Below are 22,290 nucleotides of genomic sequence, written 5' to 3' on the forward strand. Positions count from 1 at the left end.
AGATTAACCTGCACATTCCACACAAAATAAAAGGTTATGTCAAAGATTAATTATCATTAAGTTTATTTATATTAGATATAAAATTAAGTTATAAATTTAAGGTTATCTAAAGTATAAATTTTTAGAATGTCATCAGCTAATAGTTAATAGAAATGCAAAGGGCTTGTTGAATATGAAAACGACAAATATAAGCAAAGAACTATCTATAGATTGAATAATCTTCAACGGGGTTACAATTCAAATAAAAGTAGCGCATCTAGTAAGATGCGCTATGGATTTGATCAGTTTTGGATTATGAGTTCGGATGAAAACAAACTTACTTGAAGTGACTGAGCCAAGGTTGCTTATGGTTTAAGCTTCAATACCTTATCAATATCTTCTGCGCTGTGACGTTCAGGTAACTGCTCCCATTCTTCACCCCATGAACGGTTCACAATGCGACCACGCTGGACAGCTTCTCGCTCATCAATCGCTTTTGCCCAACGTACAACGTTCTTGTAACTCTCCGCATCTAAAAACTCCGCAGCATCATACGCACGACCTAGGACCAAATTGCCGTACCATGGCCAAGTAGCGATGTCTGCGATGCTGTACTCATCGCCTCCTAAAAATTCATTATTAGCAAGGCGCTTGTCTAATACATCTAACTGACGTTTTGCTTCCATTGTAAAACGGTTGATTGGGTACTCGAACTTCTCTGGTGCGTACGCGTAGAAGTGACCAAAACCACCGCCTAGGTATGGCGCAGAACCTTGCAGCCAGAATAACCAGTTCATTACCTCAGTACGCTTAGCGCCTTCTTTTGGTAGAAAGTGACCAAACTTCTCTGCTAAGTAGAACAGGATGTTACCTGATTCAAACACGTTCACTGGCTCAGAACCTGAACGGTCAACCAGTGCCGGAATTTTCGAGTTCGGGTTCACAGCAACAAAACCAGAACCAAACTGGTCGCCGTCACTAATCTTGATCAGGTATGCATCATATTCTGCTTCTTTTACGCCTGCCGCCAGAAGCTCTTCAAACATGATCGTTACTTTCTGGCCGTTTGGAGTCCCCATGGAATAAAGTTGGAATGGGTGTTCTCCAATAGGCAATTCTTGCTCATGACGAGCGCCTGAGTCCGGGCGATTAATGCTCGCCCACTGGCCACCGTTTTCGTTATCGTTTGTCCAAACTTTTGGTGGAATGTATTCGTTAGCCATTGTTATCCCTTATTGTGTTTGAATGCATTATCAAACTGGCAAACTCAGTGCGCCAGCAAGCATGATGAAGTAACCCACCGCATTCGATAAATGGGCATACCCAAGATATTAGGCCGGAATCTTCAAATAAAAGTCCCGACCTTTCACTTAATTAGAACCTTTGGTTATGGGATTTTCTTTCACGCTATAAGGAAAAACGTTGTATTAATGTGAGTTAGGTTCGAGATGCTAGCAATGGCTTTGTTGCTTAATTCAGAGGGAAGACATGTCTGTCCCATAGTGCTTGACTCTTAAACGATATACTGAGTTTCAGGCATACCTAGCCTCGTTAGCTTGTTCAGTGCTTTGAGCATCGCGTAAGTCTCGCCAACCTGAGCATTGTAATTTCTGAGGCTTAATTTCTCACCTAGCAGCTGTTTTACTCGGTACATTGCGTTCTCTGATAGAGAACGCTTATGATAACCATACCGCTTTTTCCACTTCTTGTTGCAGCCGTAGAGCTTCTGACAGCCTACTGCTAAATTGCGAGGGTGCCCTTACTCCACTAGCCGTGCGCCCAGAAAGCTGCCCCCTTATCGTGGAGGGATAAGCGCAACCGCTTGCTCCGTATAGCATCATGGCAATCCCTTGTGTCATAAGCGCCATCACCTGATATCTCAATGATTTTACGACCTGTCTGCTTGAGTAAGCTTCGGCATCGGTTACGTTAGATAAGCTCAGCTCTGCTGCGACTATTTCCTGGGTGCTTGTATCTACTCCGATATGCAGCTTACGCCAGACTCTACGCTTCCTATCCGTTCCATGCTTCTTGACCTTCAATTCACCTTCGCCATAAACCTTGAGGCCAGTAGCATCAATGGCCAGATGTTGTATTACTCCTCTTGTTTTGGTTTTAAATGAAACCTCAACTTCCTTAGCTCGGCGGCTTATACAGGTGTAGTGCGGGCAAACAAGCGGTATGTTAGCCAGCTTAAATACTGAGTCTAGAAAACCTTGCAGCGCTCTCAATGGCATAAAAAAAATGCGTTTCACCATCAGTACAGTAGTAATGGCTAAGTCGCCGAATCGGCGATGCCTACCACGCTTATCTTGTTTGTTTTGTTTCCACTCGGCTATCGCTTCCTCATCAATCCAAAAGGTCAGAGAACCACGGTTGATTAAGGCTTTATTGTACTGCTTCCAGTTAGTTGTTTTGTAACAAGGTTTAGGCATGAGGCTACGACGATTGATGGGTGTAGATGACCAGATCGTAGCTTCTTGATTTAGTTCCATCTATTTAATCAACAAAGCCGATTGTTATAACTGATATATTGTGTCGGGCTCATATTGAGTTGCTTTTTCATTGCACGAGAAAAAGTTGAAGGGTCTGAATAATGTAATTGCTCAGCGACCGTTTTTATTGCGATACCACGTCTCAACATCTCTGTCGCTTTTTCCATTTTTTTACCATTGATGTAGTCACGGTAAGTTGTATTGTGCTGGATAAATAAGCGTTGAATTGTTCTTTCTGAAACACCGAATAGGTGCGCCATAAACTCAAGCCCAAATGCTTCATCTTCCCAAAAAATGTCAATCATGCTTTTTACGCGAGTGATTGCGCTTTGTTCACTGCTGGCTGCATATGAAGTTAAGCTAGGCAAATCTTCCAGTTGGATATCAATCGGTACATAGTTGCACCTCTCCCCATAAACTATACGGCGAGATTTAGTCTGTCTTACGATCTGCTCTTTGTGGTTAGATTGATGTTCAAACGCAAGGTATTCGGGACGCCAGTCAGCCCCAAGGTACTTTCTGATTAATCTGATCATTAAAAAAATCGTGTACTCATTCGCATATTCTTGACACTTATGCGACGCATGAAAAGTACTACGGTGGCATAGCCTTAGCTCATTACTTTTGTACTCCAGCCAAAGGCCAAAATCACTCCCATGAAGCCGGTAGTGGCTAAAAATCACATTAAGTGCATCAAACAGGCTGTGGCTACGATCGATATATTGCATGAAGTAAGGATGCAAGACCTCACGCTCTGCTAATTCTGAAGCAATGTACCCAATATCAGCTCTCTCGGTAAGCTGAGCTACTGCGCCAGAAATCACACCAAAAACGTGGGTCGGTAAATATAAACTGTTTGAGCGGAGTTCATTTTCACTCAGCTGAAAGCGATTTAATAAAGGGGATAAATCGCAACTGAATGTATTTGCTGCATTAAGAAAAGGCGTAATCAAAGTTGCTTTTGATAAAGGGAAATGGCGCATAGTTCGGAAATAACCTTCTTAAATCCACCTGTCCAAATAATACAACGGCCAAAGTACAGCGATTGTCATTAATGTTTCAGGTAATGTAACCATTTGTAACTTTCAATCTAGTGATAACGCCCTAACTCAATTTGCCACCTTCAAAATATAAATGTCGCAAAATGCACTGTATCGAATCCGCCTCAGGTGGGACATTAATCCTCGATTTAAGACGGGGTAACGAGGAGTAAGTATGTCTAGCATGTATGCATATAAGGCGGACAACTTGTGACCAATGCTACAACAATAGACTGTGAAATCGGACGAGTCTTAATCACCTACTACATAAGCTATATTACTTATCATGCTGGTTGCATAAGTGGGAAATTGTTATCTATCAATCGATTTAGGAGAACAAAATGGCTGGAATTTTAGAAGGCATCCGAGTCATTGAGGTGGCCTCAATGGCAGCAGCGCCATCGGCAACCGTTATGCTTGCTGATCATGGCGCAGAAGTTATTAAAGTTGAACCGCTTTCAGGTGATTTGTGGCGCTATGGCCACATGGTTGCGGGAATGCCGAAGTGTGATATCCCTCATACTACATTTATTCAAAACCGTACCAAGAAATCTATCGCTCTGGACTTAAAAAAACCGGAAGCTCAAGAAGCTCTTTATAAACTCGTGGCGACAGCGGATGTTTTTCTAACTAATTCTCCACGTAATGTTCAGCGCACGCTTAAACATACTTACGAAGACATTAAAGCGATCAACCCCAAAATCGTCTATGCATGGATCAATGGTTTTGGTCTGGAAGGTGAAGACAAAGATGCACCTGGCTTTGACATGACAGCATGGTACGCGCGCAGCGGCATGATGGAAGAGCTTCGTCCGAAAGATGGTAACCCTGTACCACTACCAGTCGGTGCGGGTGATTTAGGCACAGCAACCGCACTTTACAGTGCGGTAATGTCTGGCTTGTTCCATCGCGAGCGCACGGGTGAAGGTTCTATGGTGTCTACATCTTTGCTAAACAATGGTATTTGGGCAAACTCAAGCATGATGCAAGCAGCGTTGTGTGGTGCTCCAGCGATGAAAAAATACCACCGTGAAGACTGGCCAAACCCTGTAACGGGGGGGGTGTTTAAAACCAAAGACGACCGTTTTGTGATTGTCGTGGAGTTAAACCCAGACAACATCGGTAACCTGCGTGATGCATTTGGTGCTTATCACCTGAAAGGCGATGAGCGTTTTGCAACACCGCAATTGCGTGGCAAAAACCATCGCGCTCTATTTGATGAGATGCAAAGCATCATCGGTCAACATGACCTAGAGACGGTATCTTCTCGCCTTAAGAGCTTTGGCGTTAACTTCAGTGTTGTGCAAACTACCGAAGAGTGTACACGTGACCAACACATGATTGACAACGGCTGCTTCCCTGAAGTCGAAGGTGCTGAAGGTATCCGTACTGTTGATAGCCCAATCCAAATTCAAGCGGAAGGCGTTAACAAAGTGTCACCAAAACGCCCACCAGCGATCGGGGAGCACACACTGACTGAGCTAACTGCGCTAGGGTACAGTGAAGAAGATGTTCAAGCACTGGCAGAAGCTCGTGCGGTTGGCTTACCTCGTAAGTAACACGATTCAGCTAATTAATTAAAAAGTAACGAAGAGGCAAAACACGCCTCTTCCACCTTCTACTAATATTCGTAAGGCGACAAAATATGGAACAAGGTCATAAATTCTTTGAAGACTTTGAAATCGGTGAAAGCTTCATGACTGGTGCACGTACCATTACCGAAACAGACATTGTGATGCACGCGATGCACAGTGGCGATTGGCAACCACATCACACCAATGAAGAGTTCGCAAAAGAGCAGCCATTCAAAACGCGTTTAGCGCACGGAAACCTAACCTTCTGTATCAGTACTGGACTAATATTCCAGGCTTCTTCAGAGAACCCTAACATCATGGCCTATGGGTTTAACAAGGTGCGTTATCCAAATCCGGTTTTCCCAGGTGACACCATCAAAGTTGAAGTCACGGTTACCGAGAAAAAAGACCACCCTAAGAAGAAAACTCATGGTGTTATGACGCAAACAGAAGTGACCACTAACCAGCGTGGTGAAACCGTTGCTTATGCGGAGCACCAGCTGTTCGTTGCTAAGCGTACCCCCTCCGAGTAAGTAAGAATCGAGTCTACCTCTCCGTAGCGGATAGGTGGGCTCTCACCGCTCTAGCAACCAAAGCAGTGAGGTTTTGTATTGCCCACCATGTGCTCTACGTAGAGAAACACAATCCTTAATTTTGATTAATACGATTAAATGTAGAAAGGAGATGTTTTCAGTGAAATTTAACGAATATAAAAGCTCCAAACTGGAACAATTTCGTTGCATGGACGTTGTGTGGCTGCTTAATCAGTGGGTTGAGCGTCAGCCAAACAAGCCTTTTATTGTTTGGTCTCCTTTCGATGATTGTTCAGACAAGTCGTGGACTTATTCGGAATTATCCGAATCAGCTAAGCAAGTGGCTGCTGGACTTTATAAACGTGGTGTACGTGAAGGACAGTTTGTCTTAATGCACTACGATAACTCTCCGGATTTTCTTATTGGTTGGTTTGCGTGCGCTTATTTAGGTGCCGTGCCCGTGACAACCAACACTCGCTCTGTGGCCGAAAACGTTAAGTACTTTGCGGAGGTAATGAAGCCAGTTTGTGCGATTACTTCAGCAGACTATGCGGCACTGGTACGAGAAGCGTGCGGTGATAAGACGCCTGTTATTGTTTCAGGCGACATAGATGAAGAACAGGCTAAGGCTTTAAATATTACGCCTTTTAGCGAACTAGCCTGTAATGAGGAGATTCCTGATCTTAGTTGTGACCCGGCAAGAAACTTTGCAGTACAGTTTACTTCAGGCACAACTTCACGCCCTAAGCCAACGCTTTGGACCCATGCCAATGCCCTCTGGGGCGGCAAGTCAATGTCATTCAACATGGGACTTACTCATGATGACAAAACATTGCTGTTTTTACCTTTGTTTCATGCCAACGCGCAGATTACGCTACTTAGTACACTATGGACTGGTGGTACGGTTGTCGTACAACCAAAGTTTTCCGCTTCACGCTTCTGGGATTCCTGTGTAGAGCATGATATTACCTGGGTATCTATGATTCCTTTTGCATTCAAAGCACTACAGGAGTTTGCGGTGCCAGAGCATAAAGTCCGTATCATGATGGGCTTAGAGCGCAAGCCTGACGTCGATAAAAAATTTAATACCCACACTATGGCGTTGTGGGGAATGACAGAAACCATGTCAGCGTGCATTGTCTCAGATCCTAACCATCCTGGCCCGGCTGGCAGCATAGGTCGTCCTTCTCCATTTTATGATATTGAGGTGCGTAAACCCGATGGAACGTCAGCAGGGCCTGGAGAGCAGGGCCGATTGTATGTATGGGGTGAGCGTGGCGTCAACTTATTCAAAGAATACTACCAACACGAAGAGCAGACCCAAGCAGCGTTTGACGAGACTGGCGCGCTTGATACCGGAGATATTGTTCGTATCGATGATGACGGGTGGTTTTACTATGTCAGCCGCGACAAAGATATGCTGCGTGTCGGCGGTGAAAACGTCGCCGCGTTAGAGATAGAAACCGCCATATATGATACGGGGCTTATCAAAGAGTGCGCCGTTATTGCACAAGCGCACTATATGCTCGGTGACGTTGCTGCCGCTTTTGTTTCACTCAATGAAGAGGGTCAAAAGCTTAAAGAAAGTGAATTATGTGCTCGGGTTATTGCTCACTGTAAAGAAACGCTGGCCGATTTTAAAATCCCACGTTCGGTGCATATTATTGAGGATTTTCCGCGTTCTACACTGGATAGAATTGCAAAAACGAAACTGCGTAAGCGATTGTTACCTATCGAGGAATGATAGTGATAATGGCTCACGCTTCAAATATAGGGAAATGAAATATGGGCGCATTGGAAATTTTAGTGCTACTTCTTGCCACAACTGGACCAACAAAAGCCGCTGTGGTGTTTTTAGGGTTAACAAAAAACGCAGATAAACAATTTAAGCGAAAACTTGCTTTCCGTTCGGCCGGAATCGCCGCTGTACTCTGTGTGCTATTCGCACTCTTGGGGGCGGGCATATTAGCGGTTCTAAAGATCAGCGTTGAAGCATTGCTGATTGCTGGTGGTGCCATACTGTTTGTGTTCGCACTCAATATGGTGATCGGTGAAGACAAAGAGGAAGAGCCTGGTGCTGAACCACCTGAGCCGAATATGGACTGGGCTGCGTTTCCATTAGCTATGCCGCTAATGGCTTCGCCACAAGGACTGGTTGCGATTGTTGCAATAGAAGCAACCTTCCAGAGCATAACACAGTCCATGATGTTAGTTGGACTCATACTGGTTGTGGCTGTAATAAATGTAATATTCATGATCGGGGCAGACCGCATTTTCGCCAAGGTTCCGCCTTCAGCATTGAAAGTCATTATGCGCGTGGCTGGTTTGCTGTTATGTGGGCTCGCAGTTCAAATCATGATTTACGGTTTTGATGGGCTGGGTTTGATACCGAGTGAAGCAGTAGAGCTTAATGGGTAACCTAGTCCTAATTTTAATTAGGAGTTGAAGATGACGTCGTACAAATATATGAAAACTGAGCAAGTTGGCAATGTAGGTATTGTAACTTTTAACCGCCCTGAAGCTATGAACGCGCTGAACGAGCAGGTCGCTCAAGAAGTAACAGATGCGCTAAAAGCTTTTGATGCGGATCCCTCTATCGGTTGCATGGTATTGGCAGGTGGCGAGAAGGTATTCTGTGCAGGTGCTGACCTAAAATGGATCGCTTCACAAGACTTTGAAAGTGCATACCACTCTGATCTTGCTGCTTACATGGACCAAGTTGCTAAGCTGCGCAAGCCGGTGATTGCAGCTGTAGCAGGTGTTGCGTTTGGTGGCGGAACTGAAATCTCATTGATGTGTGACATGATCATTGCTGATACTACGGCTAAATTCGCTCTTCCTGAAGTAACATTGGGTGTTATTCCTGGTGCAGGCGGCCCAGCTCGCCTAACTCGCGCTGTTGGTAAGTCAAAAGCGATGTACTACATTCTGACAGGCAAACCATTTGGTGCTGAAGAAGCCGAACAAATGGGTATGATTACCAAAGTGGTTGAGCAAGGCAAACACCTTGAAGAAGCGATGGAAGTAGCAAAGGCAATCGCAGCTAACCCACGTTTAGCAGTTCTAGCGGGTAAAGAGTCGGTGAACCAGCAAGCTGAAGTACCACTTGTTCCAGGCCTAAACCTAGAGCGTCGCCTGTTCCACGGTTTGTTTGGTACTGAAGATCAACGTGAAGGTATGACAGCGTTTGCGGAAAAACGTAAGCCAAACTACAAAAAGTACTAATATCAGTTGATTACTAATGTTAATAGGGAGAGGGAAACCTCTCCCTTTTTTTAACGTTACCATCATATTGGAGATTGTATGAAAAATCTCATGACTTCAGCCAAGCAATCCTGTCGCTTAACGCTACCGATTAGCGGAATTCTCATTTGTGCACCACTTTCTGCCGGTGAGTGCTAGTTTCAATCGCTTCACTAGTTACCGCACTAAAAGTTGCAGCAATCAATAATATGGATAGATAAAATGCACTTTGAATAGGTACGTTTTTATTTTTGAAGAATAATTTCATTACGAAGTTCCAAAAAAAAATAGGCCTGCACAATTTATGCGGGCCTAATCTTAGTATTTATTGACTGTGTGATTAATGAAATGCAGCGAGTTTATCTTGAGCTTTTTTACCAACAGATAAACTTAGGCATGAACAAGCAGCACCTGCAGCGACAGCCATCAAGCCAGCAAAAATCAGGCTATTAAATCCAAATAGATCGATAATCAGACCTGAACCTAAACTGGCGAAAACCGCGCCCAAAGAGAAAAAAATCATGTAAACAGAGAGAATTTGTGAATACGATTTACTTCCGAATAATGTCGACACCATAATTGGGTTGGCAACAGAGTTAAATGCAAATCCAGCACCGCCCAATAACATGTAAATTGCCAAGCCAAAACGCGAAGGAACTAAGAAAAGGCTTAATAGAGCAATAACCGCAATCGCAAAGAAAATTAAATTATCTTTGTATAAACCCAATTTATCAAACACCATGCCCGCCAGTACTTTACCTAGAACCATGCAAATACCAAAAACAGCCAGCACCATGCCTATCGCAGTTGCACTCAGCCCTTCAACCGCTAAATAAGAAGGTACTTGAATAACTAGGCCAGCCGCGAGGAATACAGTACAAATACCGAAACCAACGAACAAGAAGAAGCTCGGTGATTTAATCGCCGTCTTAAAGTCGATATCAATAACTTGAGCTTTGCTATCCTTCTCAGCGTCCGATTGACTTTCAACGGATTTCTCGCTATTTGCTCCATACGCAACCAAACCAATGTCTTCAGGTTTATTACGAATGATTAACACTGACAACAGTGTTGCTGCAATCATGATTACGGATAGATGAATATAGCCCGTTTGATAGCCGTAGTTGCCAATAACCGGCGCTAAGTAAGGCGCTATGAACGTTGGACTAAGACCAGTACCCGCCATCGCCAAACCAACCGCTAGACCACGCTTTTCAACGAACCAGTTGGTAAGAAGTGCCGGTACAGTGACCACAGAAGTTATGAATATTGCAATACCCGCAAGAATTGCCACAAGGTACATCGCATTTAGGCTTGGCACCAATCCCAAGCAACCCATCAACACTGACGACGTCATACCGAAGATAAGTACCGCCTTACGCGCACCCAGCTTAGCAATCACTTTGCCTGCAATAGCACCACCAATCAGAGTTCCGATGGTAATAAACATCACAATCATAGAGACTTGTGTTTGGTTAACGCTGAGCGTTTCCATAATATCAGCGAAAAAAATACCTTTAGTGCCAATAATGCCCATACCAATACTGTTGAGCAAAATGCCAGCAACAACGATATACCAACCGTAGAATATCTTGCCTTTTCGAGCGTTCACTTCTAATCACCTCTAATACAATAACCGATTGTTGATAATGTATATTTCGGTGATTTTCAGTACAGTGCATTTTACGACATTACTTACAAAGCTGAGTGTGTTAGTCCTTCGTGTGCTTTTCTGAATAGCAAATTGCGATATATTTTATCAAGTTTTTGAAAAAGAACTTGACGGATGCTTCGGATGAAAATTTATGTGATGCCACGTTACTTCCATAGCAAGGCTTGTACTCATTTTTTTCCGCATCGATCCGCTCTCAATTTTCGCATAATATATATTTCTTTGGATAACTTTAACTAAGGAAAACGCGCAAAAACACGCCAGCAGCGCAATCAACGTTACCCAACAAAAACGCCCTTCACATAAGTAAAGGGCGTTTGTTATTTGAGGTTTTGATTAGCGAATTATAACACCAACCCACCATCAATCTTGAGCACTTGTCCGGTTATAAACGCACTTTTATCAGACGCTAAAAATGCAACGCCATTGGCAATGTCTTGCGCAGAGCCCATGCGTCCCAAAGGCGTTTTACTTTCCATCATTTGAATGACTTTTTCAGGCAAGCTCTTTGTCATGTCGGTAGCGATAAAACCTGGTGCGACACAATTGACTCGGATTTGAGCGCCTTTTCTTGCTAACTCTTTCGCCCAGCCTTTGCTCATCGCTATCACGCCACCTTTACTCGCGCCATAATTACTTTGACCAATATTGCCATCCGTTCCCATGATAGACGAAATACTGACAATACTGCCTGCGCCTTGCTCTAGCATGACAGGTGCAACGCGCTGAGTGAGTAAAAACACCGCTTTTAGGTTCACGTCGATAACGCTGTCCCAGTCTTGCTCTAACATGTCTGGCAGCAGTGCATCTCTCGTTATCCCGGCGTTGTTGACCAGAACATCAATGCGTTGATGTTTCGCGACGATGCGGTCGACCACTTCACTTACCGCTGCGGCCTCACAGAGATTCACTTGATAACTTGAAAGGTTTGGCGACTGACTCCACTCCACAGGCGAGATATCTAGCCCCACGACGTGGAATCCATCTTCGAGTAATTGTTCGCAAATGGCCTGCCCTATACCGCGAGCAGCCCCTGTAACGACGGCGACTTTTTCGTCTTTCATCTTGGTCTTCCTTAAATGTTGAGAGTACAGATTCGCTTGTATCCCTAGCGTTTTTTGTTTTTATGCCTAGTCGCGCTACAGCTGCGCTTCTCATACGCAGGGTCTTTTATATCTTATAAAAACTATAGAAACAGTCTGGGAGTCGGATGTGAACTAATCAAGGCAACTTGATGACTATGGCAAGATCAACTTAAGAAAGTGTGTTGGAAGGAGCAAAGTTACACGATTGGAGGACTTGGATAGAAAAGTATTGATCTGATGACTCAAATACTACTTCATCAGACCAATATTACTTGTCTCTTAATCTCTTACAAAAGCTGGTTTTGTTATTTTCACCAGAAAAGGTTGAAGCAAAAGATTAAACAACATTCCAGTAATAAACAGGGTGATCACAATACTCGCACCACTTGGTAAGTCGTAGCGAGCCGATGCGGCAATACCCGATAAAATCCCAACAATACCGATGCTGATACTGGCGACAAAGAATCGAGTTCCCTTCAATGCTGCCGCACATAAAGCTGGAATAACCAACAAAGCAAATTCTAAATAAATGCCGGTTAACTTGACCGTAATGGGCATCAGGATAGCAAAGATCAGATAAAAACCACTACCACACATAAACGCAGGTTTTAACCAAACCAATAGCAACATCGCAGCGGTAATGAGTGCCAAAGGCCAAACGTCTGCCCAAGTCGCCCATAACAGTTGCCCATTAAGAATGCCTTGAATAAAGTCTCCGCCGTGTGGGTCTTTGCTCACCAGCAGGCTCGCCAGCGATGCAGACACCACAAACAAGCTGCCAATCATGGGCTCTAAATGTTGCTGGTATCGTTTCTCCATTAAGGCAATCAAACCGCAAAGCATCAAAGACATAACCCAAGGGCCAATCATTTCACCAAAGAATGAGCCTGAGAACAGCGCGTATTGGCTCAACCAGTAGTGGCTTAATGCTGCCCCCAATGCCGCAACTTGCGCCACCGCCAAATCTATAAAGATGATCTGACGATTAAGAACTTGTTGCCCCAGAACGATGTTGCCAACTAACGCAATTAAGCCACACAAAACCGCAGGTAAAAGCCATGCATAATCTGCCATGACTTAGATCTTCACTGGAACGGGTGGCACTAACACATCCAGTAAATCATCAATAACCTGATCGTACATCTCATCCAAGCTTTCACCCTCAGAAACGGTCAATGGCAGTTGAATCACAGGTTTGTCAGTATGCTCCTGCAACCAGTTCGCTGGACGCTGATCCTGATGAGAGGAGTAAACAATCGCATCAAAACTGTCGGCATCTAACTTGGTAAGTGATTGCAGGTGAGATGTGGTCGGTGAAATGCCCGGTTTAGGTTCGAGATCGGCAATCTGCTTCATTCCGAGCCAATCGTACAAATAACGATACGTCGCGTGATAACCGACAACTTGCTTACCCTTTAAAGCCGCGCCTTTCTCATTCCATTCATTGAGTTTTTTTTGCCACTGCGCGCGAAACTTCATACCATTAACTTGGTAACTTTGTGCGTTGTCGGGATCAATCGCTTTTAAGCGCTCAGTTACTTTACGAGATAATGGAATCATGTCATTTGCCGCAAACTGAACATGTGGGTTTCCGTGCGCATGAATGTCCCCCATGCTGCGGTCAACATGATCATGAGAGTCCAACATACGCACGAAATCGGTCGCATAAATCATGCTTTGAGCACCATTTTGAACGGCACTATTGCCACTTCGATTTTGAAGCATCGGCAACCAACCTACCTCCAACTCAGCGCCAGAGCACATCGCCATGTCAGCTTGGCGCATCTTGGCAATTAAAGACGGACGAGCTTGAACATAATGCGGATCTTGCTTAGCCGTGGTTGCTGAGTAAATGGTGGCGTTTGGGGCATGACTTTCAAGAAAAGCTTTCCATTCAGGCTCACAAACGAAAATGTTGAGAGCCAAAGCAGGCGAAGAGATGATGGCAGATCCCGCCGCCATCATCACTAAACTGCATTTACTTATCGCAAGTTTAGAACGCATGTGCACCGTGCGCTCCAAATGTCATCACGTATTGCAGAGTAAACACGTTGTCTGTTTCGCTGTCTTGGTTATCAATGCGAGTGTATTGCGCACGGATCGTACCGAAATGAGAAGAATCCCATGCGATCATCGCATCCATCTCTTTATCATTCAGTGCTGTGAAATGCATATGATCGCCGTGTGCGTGGCCATCATAGCTTTCTGCTTCGCCGTAGCGTAGGCCTGCAGACCAACTTGGGTTGAAGCGGTAAACGCCCGAAACATAGTATGCGCTTAGGTTGTCTGGTGACTCTGCATCGTTCTTGTATTTGCTGTCTACTACTCCGTCTAACAACATGTATTCCGCAGATAGCGTGAAGTTGCTGTACTTGTAGTTACCATCTGGTGCCCACTTCCACACAAAATCTGCGCCGTATAGGTTCGCACCCGTTACAGCCGCAGCGTGGCTGTGGTCATGTTCTTCTTCGTGACCATGACCATGGTCGTGATCTTCGAATTCTTTAACTTTGCCATTTTCGTTACGCAGGTAACTTAAACCAAACTGCCAACTTGAAGATTCAGAGAAATCATTACCAAGCTTCATCGTTGTCGTGTAAACACCAACTTTAGAGCCATCTTCAACAGAAGACATCTTGTTGCCGCTTAATGCTTCTACACCAAATTTCACGTAAAGATCGGTTGGCAGAACGATGTTTGCGCGTACACCGTCATCATAGTAATGCGAACCAAGGAAAGTACGGTAAGCAATTGGGCGTTCAACGAAACTGTCAGTGTGCATGTGTTGATTGTTGAGGTAACCGAAGTCAGATAGGAATCGGCCTGCGCGCACGTTTACACCGTAAGGCAATGCCAAAGTTTCGATGAATGCTTCTTCAAGCTCTAATTCTGTCTCATCGCCATGACTTTCAAGAACAGCGGTCAACGCACCGTGAAACTTGTCGTCAATATTTGATGATAAGTTCAATTCCGTATGGCCTAGGCCAAAGCCCTCTTCACGCTCAGAATTATGACGTTGACCATCTTGGTAGTAGCCATCAACAACAACACCAATCTGTGGGTTCGATAATGTATCGGCAAAAACAGGGGACGCAAAAATGCTACCGATCGCGAGAGAAACCAATTTCTTATTCACTACTTCTTTCCTTTTGTTATGTTATAACATTTAATTTTGCGATGTTATAATATAACAATTATCATTACACAAGCAGAAATTTAACTTGGTTCCGACAGCTAGCTCGTATTCAATCCCTGATTTTGACTATCAACAAGTGAATCAATTGATGTTTTTTATACGTATACTATTGAGAGTCAATCATTAGATAAGTAATGGAATTTCAGTATGTTGAATATAGATTTCTCGAAAAGAATCGTGATAGAAACGAGGGAACAGGAGTGGATCGCCAGCCCTTCCAAAGGCGTGTGGCGTAAACCTTTGGAAAGAGAAGCCAAAGAATCAGGGCACACCACCAGCGTAGTGAAGTATGAGCCAAACTCGCACTTTTCGACTCATCCTCATCCTCACGGAGAAGAAATATTAGTGCTCGAAGGAGTGTTCTCTGACGAACATGGTGACTACCCTGCTGGAACCTACTTGCGTAACCCTCCTGGAAGTCAGCATGCGCCCTATAGCAAAGAAGGCTGTGTGATTTTAGTTAAACTAAATCAATTCAATTCTGATGATGTTGAAACAGTTCGCATCAACACGAACGAAGCGAATTGGTTACCTGGCATTGGTGGGCTGAAAGTCATGCCATTGCATGATTTTGAGCATGAACATGTCGCATTGGTTAAATGGCCGAAAGACGAGAAGTTTCAACCACACCGTCACTTTGGTGGTGAAGAAATTTTTGTGTTATCGGGGGAATTTAAAGACGAGCTAGGAACCTATCCTCCCTACTCTTGGATACGCAGTCCACATATGAGTGAGCACTTTCCTTTTGTAGAGCAAGAAACGGTCATTTGGGTAAAAACAGGCCACCTGCCACTCCAAGCTCCTGCTCAGCAATCCTAATGTTGGAATACTTGGCATCGTCCCTTGAAACTAAAATCGGCTCGTAGATTACGAGCCGATGATCATTGCGTCGCTAAGAGCCCATAATTCTCGAGTGGAGCCAATCTTTGAGCTCAGCTCGATTATGTTTTAACACGTTCATTTCGTGATCATCAATCGGGCTTCCTTGCAGTTCTAGTACGCGGATTTCCTTATCTAAAGCATTGTAGTTTTTAACGGTTTCAGCAAATGATGCATCGTTTTCGGCAAGCTGAGTAATGGTATCCAAATGTTCTGGGAATTCATGAGTTAATGAGTGATTTTCACCTAACATAGAGACCTCTTGGCTAGAGTTATTGATGTATATCTCCGCTCATTTTTTGAGCGACACATTCTTAACCATAGCACTTCATTGAGCACAATATCGTCGATTTGAGCACACTTTTACTGAACGTCTTAATGATGGTTCGTCGCTGTTTTCGGCCCGGTAACTCCGCTCGTTGTTATTCTGTACTTTGTCAATAATCGGCTACATTTAATACACTTCTCATAAAAAGGTACATCTAATGAACAGCATGAAAATTGGCCTAATCAGTGCATCAATAGCCGTTGCACTTATTGGCTGTAATTCAGACAGTGACTCTGTCAGTACAATGACTCCTGTTACTTTGTCCGTATCAGATGCCCCTATTGATGACGTATCAGAACTGGTGATCACATATAACAAAGTTGCATTTCTTCCTCTGGATGGTGGCACACCACAAGTATTCGATGTGTATAAAACAGACGAAGAAGGCCATTTGGTCGACGAAGATGGTAACCCCCTTCCCGAAGGTGAAGATCCACTCCCACTAAGTGTTAACTTACTCAACTTCCAAGGCAGTGACGCGCAGGAATTGGTGGATGATGAACTGATACCAACTGGTAATTATAAACTCTGCGTGTTTGCTAATGATGGCGATCATCCAAACTACCCATCGTATGTGATTGACGAAGCGACAGGAAATCAAATCCCACTAACCGTCAAAGGTGATGGGGCTTGCCCACAAGGTGTCGGAAAGGATCCTGATTCTGGGGTACTGTTCTTTAACAACACCTTTGCAGTCAACCCTGACAATAATGAGTTCGTAGTTGAATTTGATCTGCGCCGTGGCTTAAAAGACGGAACAGGCCAAAATGAAGGCTACAGCATTCAACGCACCTCCATCACTTTAATTAACACGGTTACAACGGGGGAGATTCAGGGTGATGTCGCAACATTGACCTATCAAAGCTGCGAAACGGATACCCCAAGTGCAAATGGATATTCGCACGCGGTCTACTTATATCAAGGAAATATCGCCGAAGAAAACATGGGGCCATTTGCCGGCGCAGAAGGCCAAGCAATGCCAATCGCAGCAGCGAACGTGGTTCAAGACGTTGATGATGCAAATTACGAGTACGAATTCGGTTTTGTAGAACCTGGTACTTACTCGGTCGGTTATACCTGTACGGCAAATGACGATTCTGAAGAAGGTATTGTCGCTGGCGAAACTTTCAGCATTTATCAATCAACTAGCGGACTTAACGTATCCGTTGGTACTGATACAGACGCAAACTTTTAAGATCCCCTAGAAATGGCAGAGTCAGCACAAGCTCTGCCTTTTCTTCATGGCGCTCTTGGTCAGTTCTTTGCTCACCATAAACCGACTCACACGATAATACGTTCATTTTCATCCTTAGAAGAAGCTAATGGGCAGATAGAAATCCAGCTCAAACGCCTCATCATGGCTGAGAAAGTGATTTTTATGATAATGGACATAAGCGGGTGTAGAACGCTGTTTAAAGCCAGAGTTAGGCAACCACTTCTCTAGTACCATACTCAGTTGAGGAAGAAGCTCACCATATACGCCCGTTAAGCGAAAGACGGCATGTAAACCGCCTGGGATGGTCATTTGATTCACGACGCCGCGCACTTTGAGCGGCGTATCAATCGCCATACAAGCCACATAACGACACTTGTCGAGTTCGACCCAAGCAGGATTGGAGTGATGCAAGCCGTATTGAACCGAAAAGTCCCGATTCTCAGAACTTGCCCACGCTTTCAAAATCAGCCACGCATTGCGAATGGAACGGTTATAGCCCTCATGTCGAACATACGCCGCAAAGCGTTGTGGGACCTCCATAATTTTAGGTTCTGGCAACTCGCGTTTCGCAACCCGATGATAACCCGCAGCCACTTCCGGATCCTTCAAATACGGTTTTTCTGCGACTTGTAAATCATGCTTTCTCCACGCACCGGGAGACATAGCGAACGTTGCTTTAAACGCTCGGCTAAAAGAAGATACCGAGCTAAAGCCGCACTTGTTAGCAATGTCTAACACCGATGAGCTGGTATCAAACATAAGTTGATTGGCAGCGTATTCCATTCTTGTACGGCGGATATATTGATGGATGGACTCCCCCACTACATCTTTAAAAATACGGTGGAAGTGTTGTTCAGAATAGGCTGCTACATCCGCCAGCTCTTTAGCCGATAACTCTCTGCTAATGTCCTGGTGAATGTAAAACAACACGTCATTGATTCTGGAAACTTGTTGATGGCTCACGGAGTAAACTTTCACTTAAATAGCATAAATGGACATGTTTAACAGCATAAATGGACACACCAAGCTTGGCAATTTACCTATACTATTTCTGACATAAAAAAAAGACAATTACGAGAAGCACAGCACATGGAAATCGCACAGTCATTACAACAAACTAAGTCATCCTACATTCGAGAGATCCTCGCAGCAGCGAGCGATAAGAACGTCATTTCTCTTGCGGGTGGCTTACCGGACGAAAAAACCTTCCCGATCGACTTAATGAAACCGACGCTCGAAAACCTCGCGAACATGCCAGAGGTGTTTCAATATGGCGCAACAGCAGGCTACGCACCACTACTTAACTTTTTGACCGATTATTACCAGCTGCCAGAATCTCATTTGGCGATGATCACAACGGGTTCTCAGCAAGGGCTAGATTTGATTGCGCGTGCGTACGTGAATACGGGCGATAAAGTGGTGATGGAAGCACCAAGCTACCTTGGTGCTATGCAAGTATTCGGTTTAGTGCAAGCCAACATCGTGACCGTTTCGCAAACCGAGTGTGGCCCAAACCTTGAAGAACTCGAGCAATGCTTTGCCACGCAGCAACCAAAAATGTTCTACGCCGTACCTGATTTTCACAACCCAACGGGCGTATGCTGGGCGCTAGAGACTCGCCAAAAAGTTGCCGAGCTTTGTATCCAATACGACGTGGCATTCATTGAAGACGCACCATACCGCGAGCTGCGTTTTTCTGGTGAAGCACTACCGCTGGTTTCGGATTTCTGCCCGCAGCACTCCATCGTGTTGCGTTCATTCTCCAAAATCGCCTCTCCAGGCTTGCGTATTGGTGTGGTAACGGGCAAACGCAGTTACCTTGAGCCACTCATCAAAATCAAACAAGGTGCCGATCTGCACTCTAGTATTCCTATGCAAGCTTTGCTGCATGGTCTACTGCAACATGACAACTTCGAAACGCACATTTCAACCATCTGTGCGCTTTACAAATCGCGTTACGATGTCATGTTTGCTGAGCTGCAAAAACAGCTGCCAGAAAGTTGCGTACTCAAACCTGTCGATGGTGGCATGTTTGTATGGGTCGAAATTCCAGAATGCGACACCTTCGAACTTGCGAAGACTCTTCTCGCAAACTGGGTTGCTGTGGTGCCTAGCCCGGTATTTTATCCGGAAGGTTCAAAGGTAAAAGCCGCTCTGCGTCTTAACTTTACCAATGCCACACCAGAAGAACTGACGACTGCTATCACTCGACTTGCGGATGTACTCAACGCTTTGTAATTAAGCGCATGCGTTAGAATTTGCCTTTGAGATTCGAAAAAGTCTCAAAGGCAGCATCAAAAAAGTTCCCCAAAAAATTTTATATTTTCTCTCAAATCAACTCTCTACAGTAAGTACCTGTTTTCTCTTGATCCTCTCACTCATATAAAAATGAGAACCTAATCACGTATTTGATGGTTAGAAAAGTTACGTCTATCTTTCAAACAAAAGACATCAACTTCGCAGCATTAATGTTCTCAATTTCAGACACTTTACTCAGTCGTGGCTTAGCGATTGAGTAAACGACTAGAAAGCATCTGCGGGCATACCCACTACGAAGGATTGACCAGAACCATTCTGAATGTCGCGAGCCAGTCTTTTGATTGGCAATTACGTCAGTGAATCGCACCAAATGACAGAGGGGTTATCAGGATGAACACTCGAACCACGACAGGACTCGTCGCCACTGGCTGGTCCGTTATCTTTTCACTTTTTACCGCATTCGCCGCGTATGCGAATACGTCTCCAAACTGTAGTGATGTTTTAGCGGGCAACACAACTGCCGTATCGCAAAAAATGATGGTTTTACTGGGCGAAGACATCACTAAATCCAACCGCATCACCACGGTGATTCCAGCCAAAAACAATCCATTTGTGACCGAAGCACTGGTCTCGGTTTCCAACGACGTGTCACCCAATGGACGTTTGCCACAAAAGACATTGGAAGAGATCAGAAAAGTACGCTCAGATTTGGAAAAAGCCGCACTGGAAGTGAGCCGATTACAAGGCACTTTTGAAGTCGCATTTGTTAGCTTGATTGATGGTTACTGCCAGTTCTCGAACCACGAACTTACTCAGCATGCCAAAATCGACTTTGACCATTTGGAAGGTCTCACGTTGTATTCAATCCCCGCTTTGTTAGCAATGGTGGATCAATCTTACGCCATGGCAGAAAATAGAATTGCTAGCGAGCAGGAACAGTTAAGCAACATCGAGAAAGAACAACAGAGACAGAAACAGCAAGCCAGTGCTGCCGCAGCAGCTCGTTACCAAGACGGTAACGTGTTGGTGAAAGTCGAGAATTTTGATGGCTCTAATGTGACGTTTTCCGTCACTAACGTCGGTTCACAAGGTTCATTACAGCCAAACTTCAACACGTTTAATGCCTATCGCACCGAAAGCGGAGAGCTAGTGTATAAATCGGAGTCTTTGTTGAACTTAGCAGATACTGCGGGTAATACGCTTGAAACCATGGGAATCGCAGAGCTCTCATCACGAGGGGGAAACAACTTGTCAATCTCTCCGGGTGAAACCCGAAAATTCGTCACCAGTATCGCGTCAGAAGTCGCACCACACGCACAGTTAAGCTTAGAGTTCCCAGCCAAAGTATTGAATACCGAACAAAACTTCACGCTGTCGTTTTCTGACACGACGGCCGTGGCTACAGCGAATGTAAATTAGCTGAAAAGTGCTCATCACAACGCGCACAGACGTAAACTTGTTGTTTGGCAGCAAACTCAAAGACAGGCACATTTCGCCTGTCTTTGCTTTCGGAAAAGTAAAATTATCACTGTTTGCACTTATAAGCATTAGCAAACATGGTAACCGATGTGGAGAAGTCCAACGGCTCATATAAATACAATGTATCTGCGCCTAAATCTGCCGCTTTGATGCGCATTTGGTTTAACGTACCCCAGACCATGTCTTTATCTGCGTGCAGCCAATAATCATAAAAGTGCCCTTCCGAGCCAATTACCGTTCCCATTAGCTCGCAGTTTTCAATCGCACTCACGTTGTCCCAAAGCACTTGGACTTGCTCAGATTCTTGGGTCGGGAACGTCACACATCCCGTCAATGATGCCGCTAACGCAAGACACATCACTCGCTTTTTCATAGTCATATCGCCTAAAAATTATTTAGATGGCGGATTTTATGAATTGCTTATGTGATGACCAACAAAATATTTCTATCGCCCCTTTAAATAGAAATAATGGAAGCGAAGAAAACTCTAAAGGCAGCGTATACCGCTAGTAATCACATGACATCTAAGATAAAACAGTAGCGATAATATACGGATGAGGGATAGAGTCTGGTTTCTAAAAATAAGCTAATTCGCTACACGGCTACGGAAGTCGCTGATGCATTTGAAAAAGAAGATGAGCTCATTAAACAAGTTCAGTCCAACCAACTCTCGCAAGTGCTATTACTTTGGCAAGTAAAAAGCCCGACGCTCGTGCTTCCCGCAGGTAAAAAGTGGCCTATTTCTAACGAGTTAGAACATGCGTTAAATGCGTCTGGCTGGAAACTCTTTTCTCGTAAAACTGGCGGTGCCCCCGTCCCTCAAGTACCGGGTATTATTAATCTATCCCACATCTATCACTGGCCAGACGGTGAGCCTTACGACATCAAGAAAGCGTATCTCGATTTGTGTGCGATTTTGACAGTTTTCTTTGAGCAGCAGGGCGTGAAAGTAGATGTCCATGCTACGCCTTATTCCTACTGTGATGGCGAGTACAACCTCAATATTGGTGGTCAAAAAGTTGTGGGAACCGCGCAGCGCGTTTTACTGAAAAAAGGCGGTGGACAAGTGGTGTTATCACAAGCATGCATTCTGATTGATGCCGACGTTGAAAAGATTGTCGCACCGGTAAAATTGTGTAATCAACTGTGCGGTCACAACGATGATATTCGTGGTGATGTCCACACACCGCTCTTCAATCATATATCCGACCGCCCCTCGATAGATTCACTCTTTCAGCAACTGACTAACGCGTTTTTAATGCATGCTAAAGGCAACTAAAGGCGCGTTAACAACCAAAAGAAAAGGAGCTTT

20 protein-coding genes and 1 pseudogene are annotated in these 22,290 nt (G+C 44.5%); 10 read left to right on the forward strand and 11 right to left on the reverse strand.

All coding sequences use genetic code 11. The features are described 5' to 3' along the window. Positions 1 to 344: 344 nt before the first annotated feature. The 3 genes and pseudogenes from yghU to D8S93_RS11640 all read right to left on the reverse strand — a co-directional run bounded on the left by yghU (position 345) and on the right by D8S93_RS11640 (position 3,457). Complete coding sequence (gene yghU, locus D8S93_RS11630) at positions 345 to 1,202, reverse strand: glutathione-dependent disulfide-bond oxidoreductase (RefSeq protein WP_152813307.1); 858 nt, start codon at positions 1,200 to 1,202, stop codon at positions 345 to 347. A gap of 290 nt (positions 1,203 to 1,492) precedes the next feature. Beyond that, positions 1,493 to 2,414: pseudogene (locus D8S93_RS11635) on the reverse strand (IS5 family transposase). Between the two features lie 68 nt (positions 2,415 to 2,482). Beyond that, the gene (locus D8S93_RS11640) at positions 2,483 to 3,457 is read right to left on the reverse strand and encodes a helix-turn-helix transcriptional regulator (protein ID WP_152813309.1); all 975 of its coding nucleotides are present in this window, start codon (positions 3,455 to 3,457) and stop codon (positions 2,483 to 2,485) included. A 398-nt stretch (positions 3,458 to 3,855) separates the two neighbouring features. Between D8S93_RS11640 and D8S93_RS11645 the strand changes: the two genes are divergently transcribed. The 5 genes from D8S93_RS11645 (at position 3,856) to D8S93_RS11665 (ending at position 8,846) form a co-directional block, all read left to right on the forward strand. Continuing rightward, entirely contained in the window at positions 3,856 to 5,073 is a 1,218-nt protein-coding gene (locus tag D8S93_RS11645; RefSeq protein WP_152813311.1) for a CaiB/BaiF CoA transferase family protein, read from the forward strand. An 86-nt stretch (positions 5,074 to 5,159) separates the two neighbouring features. Next, positions 5,160 to 5,621: a MaoC family dehydratase gene (locus tag D8S93_RS11650; RefSeq protein ID WP_152813313.1), complete on the forward strand. Its 462-nt coding sequence runs from the start codon at positions 5,160 to 5,162 to the stop codon at positions 5,619 to 5,621. A gap of 160 nt (positions 5,622 to 5,781) precedes the next feature. After that, positions 5,782 to 7,365: an AMP-binding protein gene (locus D8S93_RS11655; RefSeq protein WP_193621605.1), complete on the forward strand. Its 1,584-nt coding sequence runs from the start codon at positions 5,782 to 5,784 to the stop codon at positions 7,363 to 7,365. A 41-nt stretch (positions 7,366 to 7,406) separates the two neighbouring features. Continuing rightward, positions 7,407 to 8,039 carry a MarC family protein gene (locus tag D8S93_RS11660; RefSeq protein WP_152813317.1) on the forward strand — a complete coding sequence of 211 codons (633 nt, stop codon included), beginning with the start codon at positions 7,407 to 7,409 and terminating at the stop codon, positions 8,037 to 8,039. Between the two features lie 30 nt (positions 8,040 to 8,069). Beyond that, complete coding sequence (locus D8S93_RS11665; RefSeq protein ID WP_152813319.1) at positions 8,070 to 8,846, forward strand: enoyl-CoA hydratase-related protein; 777 nt, start codon at positions 8,070 to 8,072, stop codon at positions 8,844 to 8,846. A 358-nt stretch (positions 8,847 to 9,204) separates the two neighbouring features. Here the strand turns inward: D8S93_RS11665 and D8S93_RS11670 are convergent, their stop codons facing one another. From D8S93_RS11670 to D8S93_RS11690, 5 genes are all read right to left on the reverse strand, one after another. Continuing rightward, positions 9,205 to 10,476, reverse strand: coding sequence for an MFS transporter (locus D8S93_RS11670; protein ID WP_152813321.1), 1,272 nt, complete (start codon positions 10,474 to 10,476; stop codon positions 9,205 to 9,207). Between the two features lie 404 nt (positions 10,477 to 10,880). After that, positions 10,881 to 11,600: a beta-ketoacyl-ACP reductase gene (locus D8S93_RS11675; RefSeq protein ID WP_152813323.1), complete on the reverse strand. Its 720-nt coding sequence runs from the start codon at positions 11,598 to 11,600 to the stop codon at positions 10,881 to 10,883. A gap of 300 nt (positions 11,601 to 11,900) precedes the next feature. After that, positions 11,901 to 12,695, reverse strand: a complete 795-nt coding sequence (locus tag D8S93_RS11680) for a metal ABC transporter permease (protein ID WP_152813325.1) — start codon at positions 12,693 to 12,695, stop codon at positions 11,901 to 11,903. 3 nt (positions 12,696 to 12,698) lie between these two features. Next, positions 12,699 to 13,625, reverse strand: coding sequence for a metal ABC transporter solute-binding protein, Zn/Mn family (locus tag D8S93_RS11685; protein ID WP_114323398.1), 927 nt, complete (start codon positions 13,623 to 13,625; stop codon positions 12,699 to 12,701). Continuing rightward, positions 13,615 to 14,757: a hypothetical protein gene (locus tag D8S93_RS11690; RefSeq protein WP_085343244.1), complete on the reverse strand. Its 1,143-nt coding sequence runs from the start codon at positions 14,755 to 14,757 to the stop codon at positions 13,615 to 13,617. Before D8S93_RS11690 ends, D8S93_RS11685 begins: the two co-directional genes overlap by 11 nt. Before the next feature lie 207 nt (positions 14,758 to 14,964). On the opposite strand from D8S93_RS11690, the gene D8S93_RS11695 reads away from it, so the two are divergent. Next, positions 14,965 to 15,636: a cupin domain-containing protein gene (locus D8S93_RS11695; RefSeq protein WP_152813327.1), complete on the forward strand. Its 672-nt coding sequence runs from the start codon at positions 14,965 to 14,967 to the stop codon at positions 15,634 to 15,636. Positions 15,637 to 15,709: 73 nt separating this feature from the next. On the opposite strand, the gene D8S93_RS11700 is transcribed toward D8S93_RS11695, so the two are convergent. Continuing rightward, positions 15,710 to 15,949, reverse strand: coding sequence for a YdcH family protein (locus D8S93_RS11700; protein WP_005392770.1), 240 nt, complete (start codon positions 15,947 to 15,949; stop codon positions 15,710 to 15,712). Positions 15,950 to 16,181: 232 nt separating this feature from the next. On the opposite strand from D8S93_RS11700, the gene D8S93_RS11705 reads away from it, so the two are divergent. Then, positions 16,182 to 17,219 (forward strand): DUF4382 domain-containing protein, encoded by a 1,038-nt coding sequence (locus D8S93_RS11705; protein ID WP_152813329.1) that lies wholly within the window; start codon positions 16,182 to 16,184, stop codon positions 17,217 to 17,219. 114 nt (positions 17,220 to 17,333) lie between these two features. Here the strand turns inward: D8S93_RS11705 and D8S93_RS11710 are convergent, their stop codons facing one another. Next, positions 17,334 to 18,203 (reverse strand): AraC family transcriptional regulator, encoded by an 870-nt coding sequence (locus D8S93_RS11710; RefSeq protein ID WP_258642729.1) that lies wholly within the window; start codon positions 18,201 to 18,203, stop codon positions 17,334 to 17,336. Positions 18,204 to 18,329: 126 nt separating this feature from the next. Here D8S93_RS11710 and D8S93_RS11715 point away from each other — a divergent pair, with 126 nt between their 5' ends. Both D8S93_RS11715 and D8S93_RS11725 read left to right on the forward strand, forming a co-directional pair. After that, entirely contained in the window at positions 18,330 to 19,478 is a 1,149-nt protein-coding gene (locus tag D8S93_RS11715) for a PLP-dependent aminotransferase family protein (RefSeq protein WP_152813331.1), read from the forward strand. A 411-nt stretch (positions 19,479 to 19,889) separates the two neighbouring features. Further along, positions 19,890 to 20,918: a hypothetical protein gene (locus D8S93_RS11725; RefSeq protein ID WP_152813333.1), complete on the forward strand. Its 1,029-nt coding sequence runs from the start codon at positions 19,890 to 19,892 to the stop codon at positions 20,916 to 20,918. Between the two features lie 106 nt (positions 20,919 to 21,024). On the opposite strand, the gene D8S93_RS11730 is transcribed toward D8S93_RS11725, so the two are convergent. After that, a complete protein-coding gene (locus D8S93_RS11730; RefSeq protein WP_152813335.1) occupies positions 21,025 to 21,351 on the reverse strand; it encodes a DUF4156 domain-containing protein in 327 nt (108 codons plus the stop codon). A 195-nt stretch (positions 21,352 to 21,546) separates the two neighbouring features. Between D8S93_RS11730 and D8S93_RS11735 the strand changes: the two genes are divergently transcribed. Beyond that, positions 21,547 to 22,257 carry a biotin/lipoate A/B protein ligase family protein gene (locus D8S93_RS11735; protein WP_152813336.1) on the forward strand — a complete coding sequence of 237 codons (711 nt, stop codon included), beginning with the start codon at positions 21,547 to 21,549 and terminating at the stop codon, positions 22,255 to 22,257. The last annotated feature ends 33 nt before the right edge of the window (positions 22,258 to 22,290 follow it).

Origin of the sequence: Vibrio sp. VGrn 2, assembly GCF_009361695.1 — a bacterium.
Lineage (GTDB): Bacteria > Pseudomonadota > Gammaproteobacteria > Enterobacterales > Vibrionaceae > Vibrio > Vibrio diabolicus.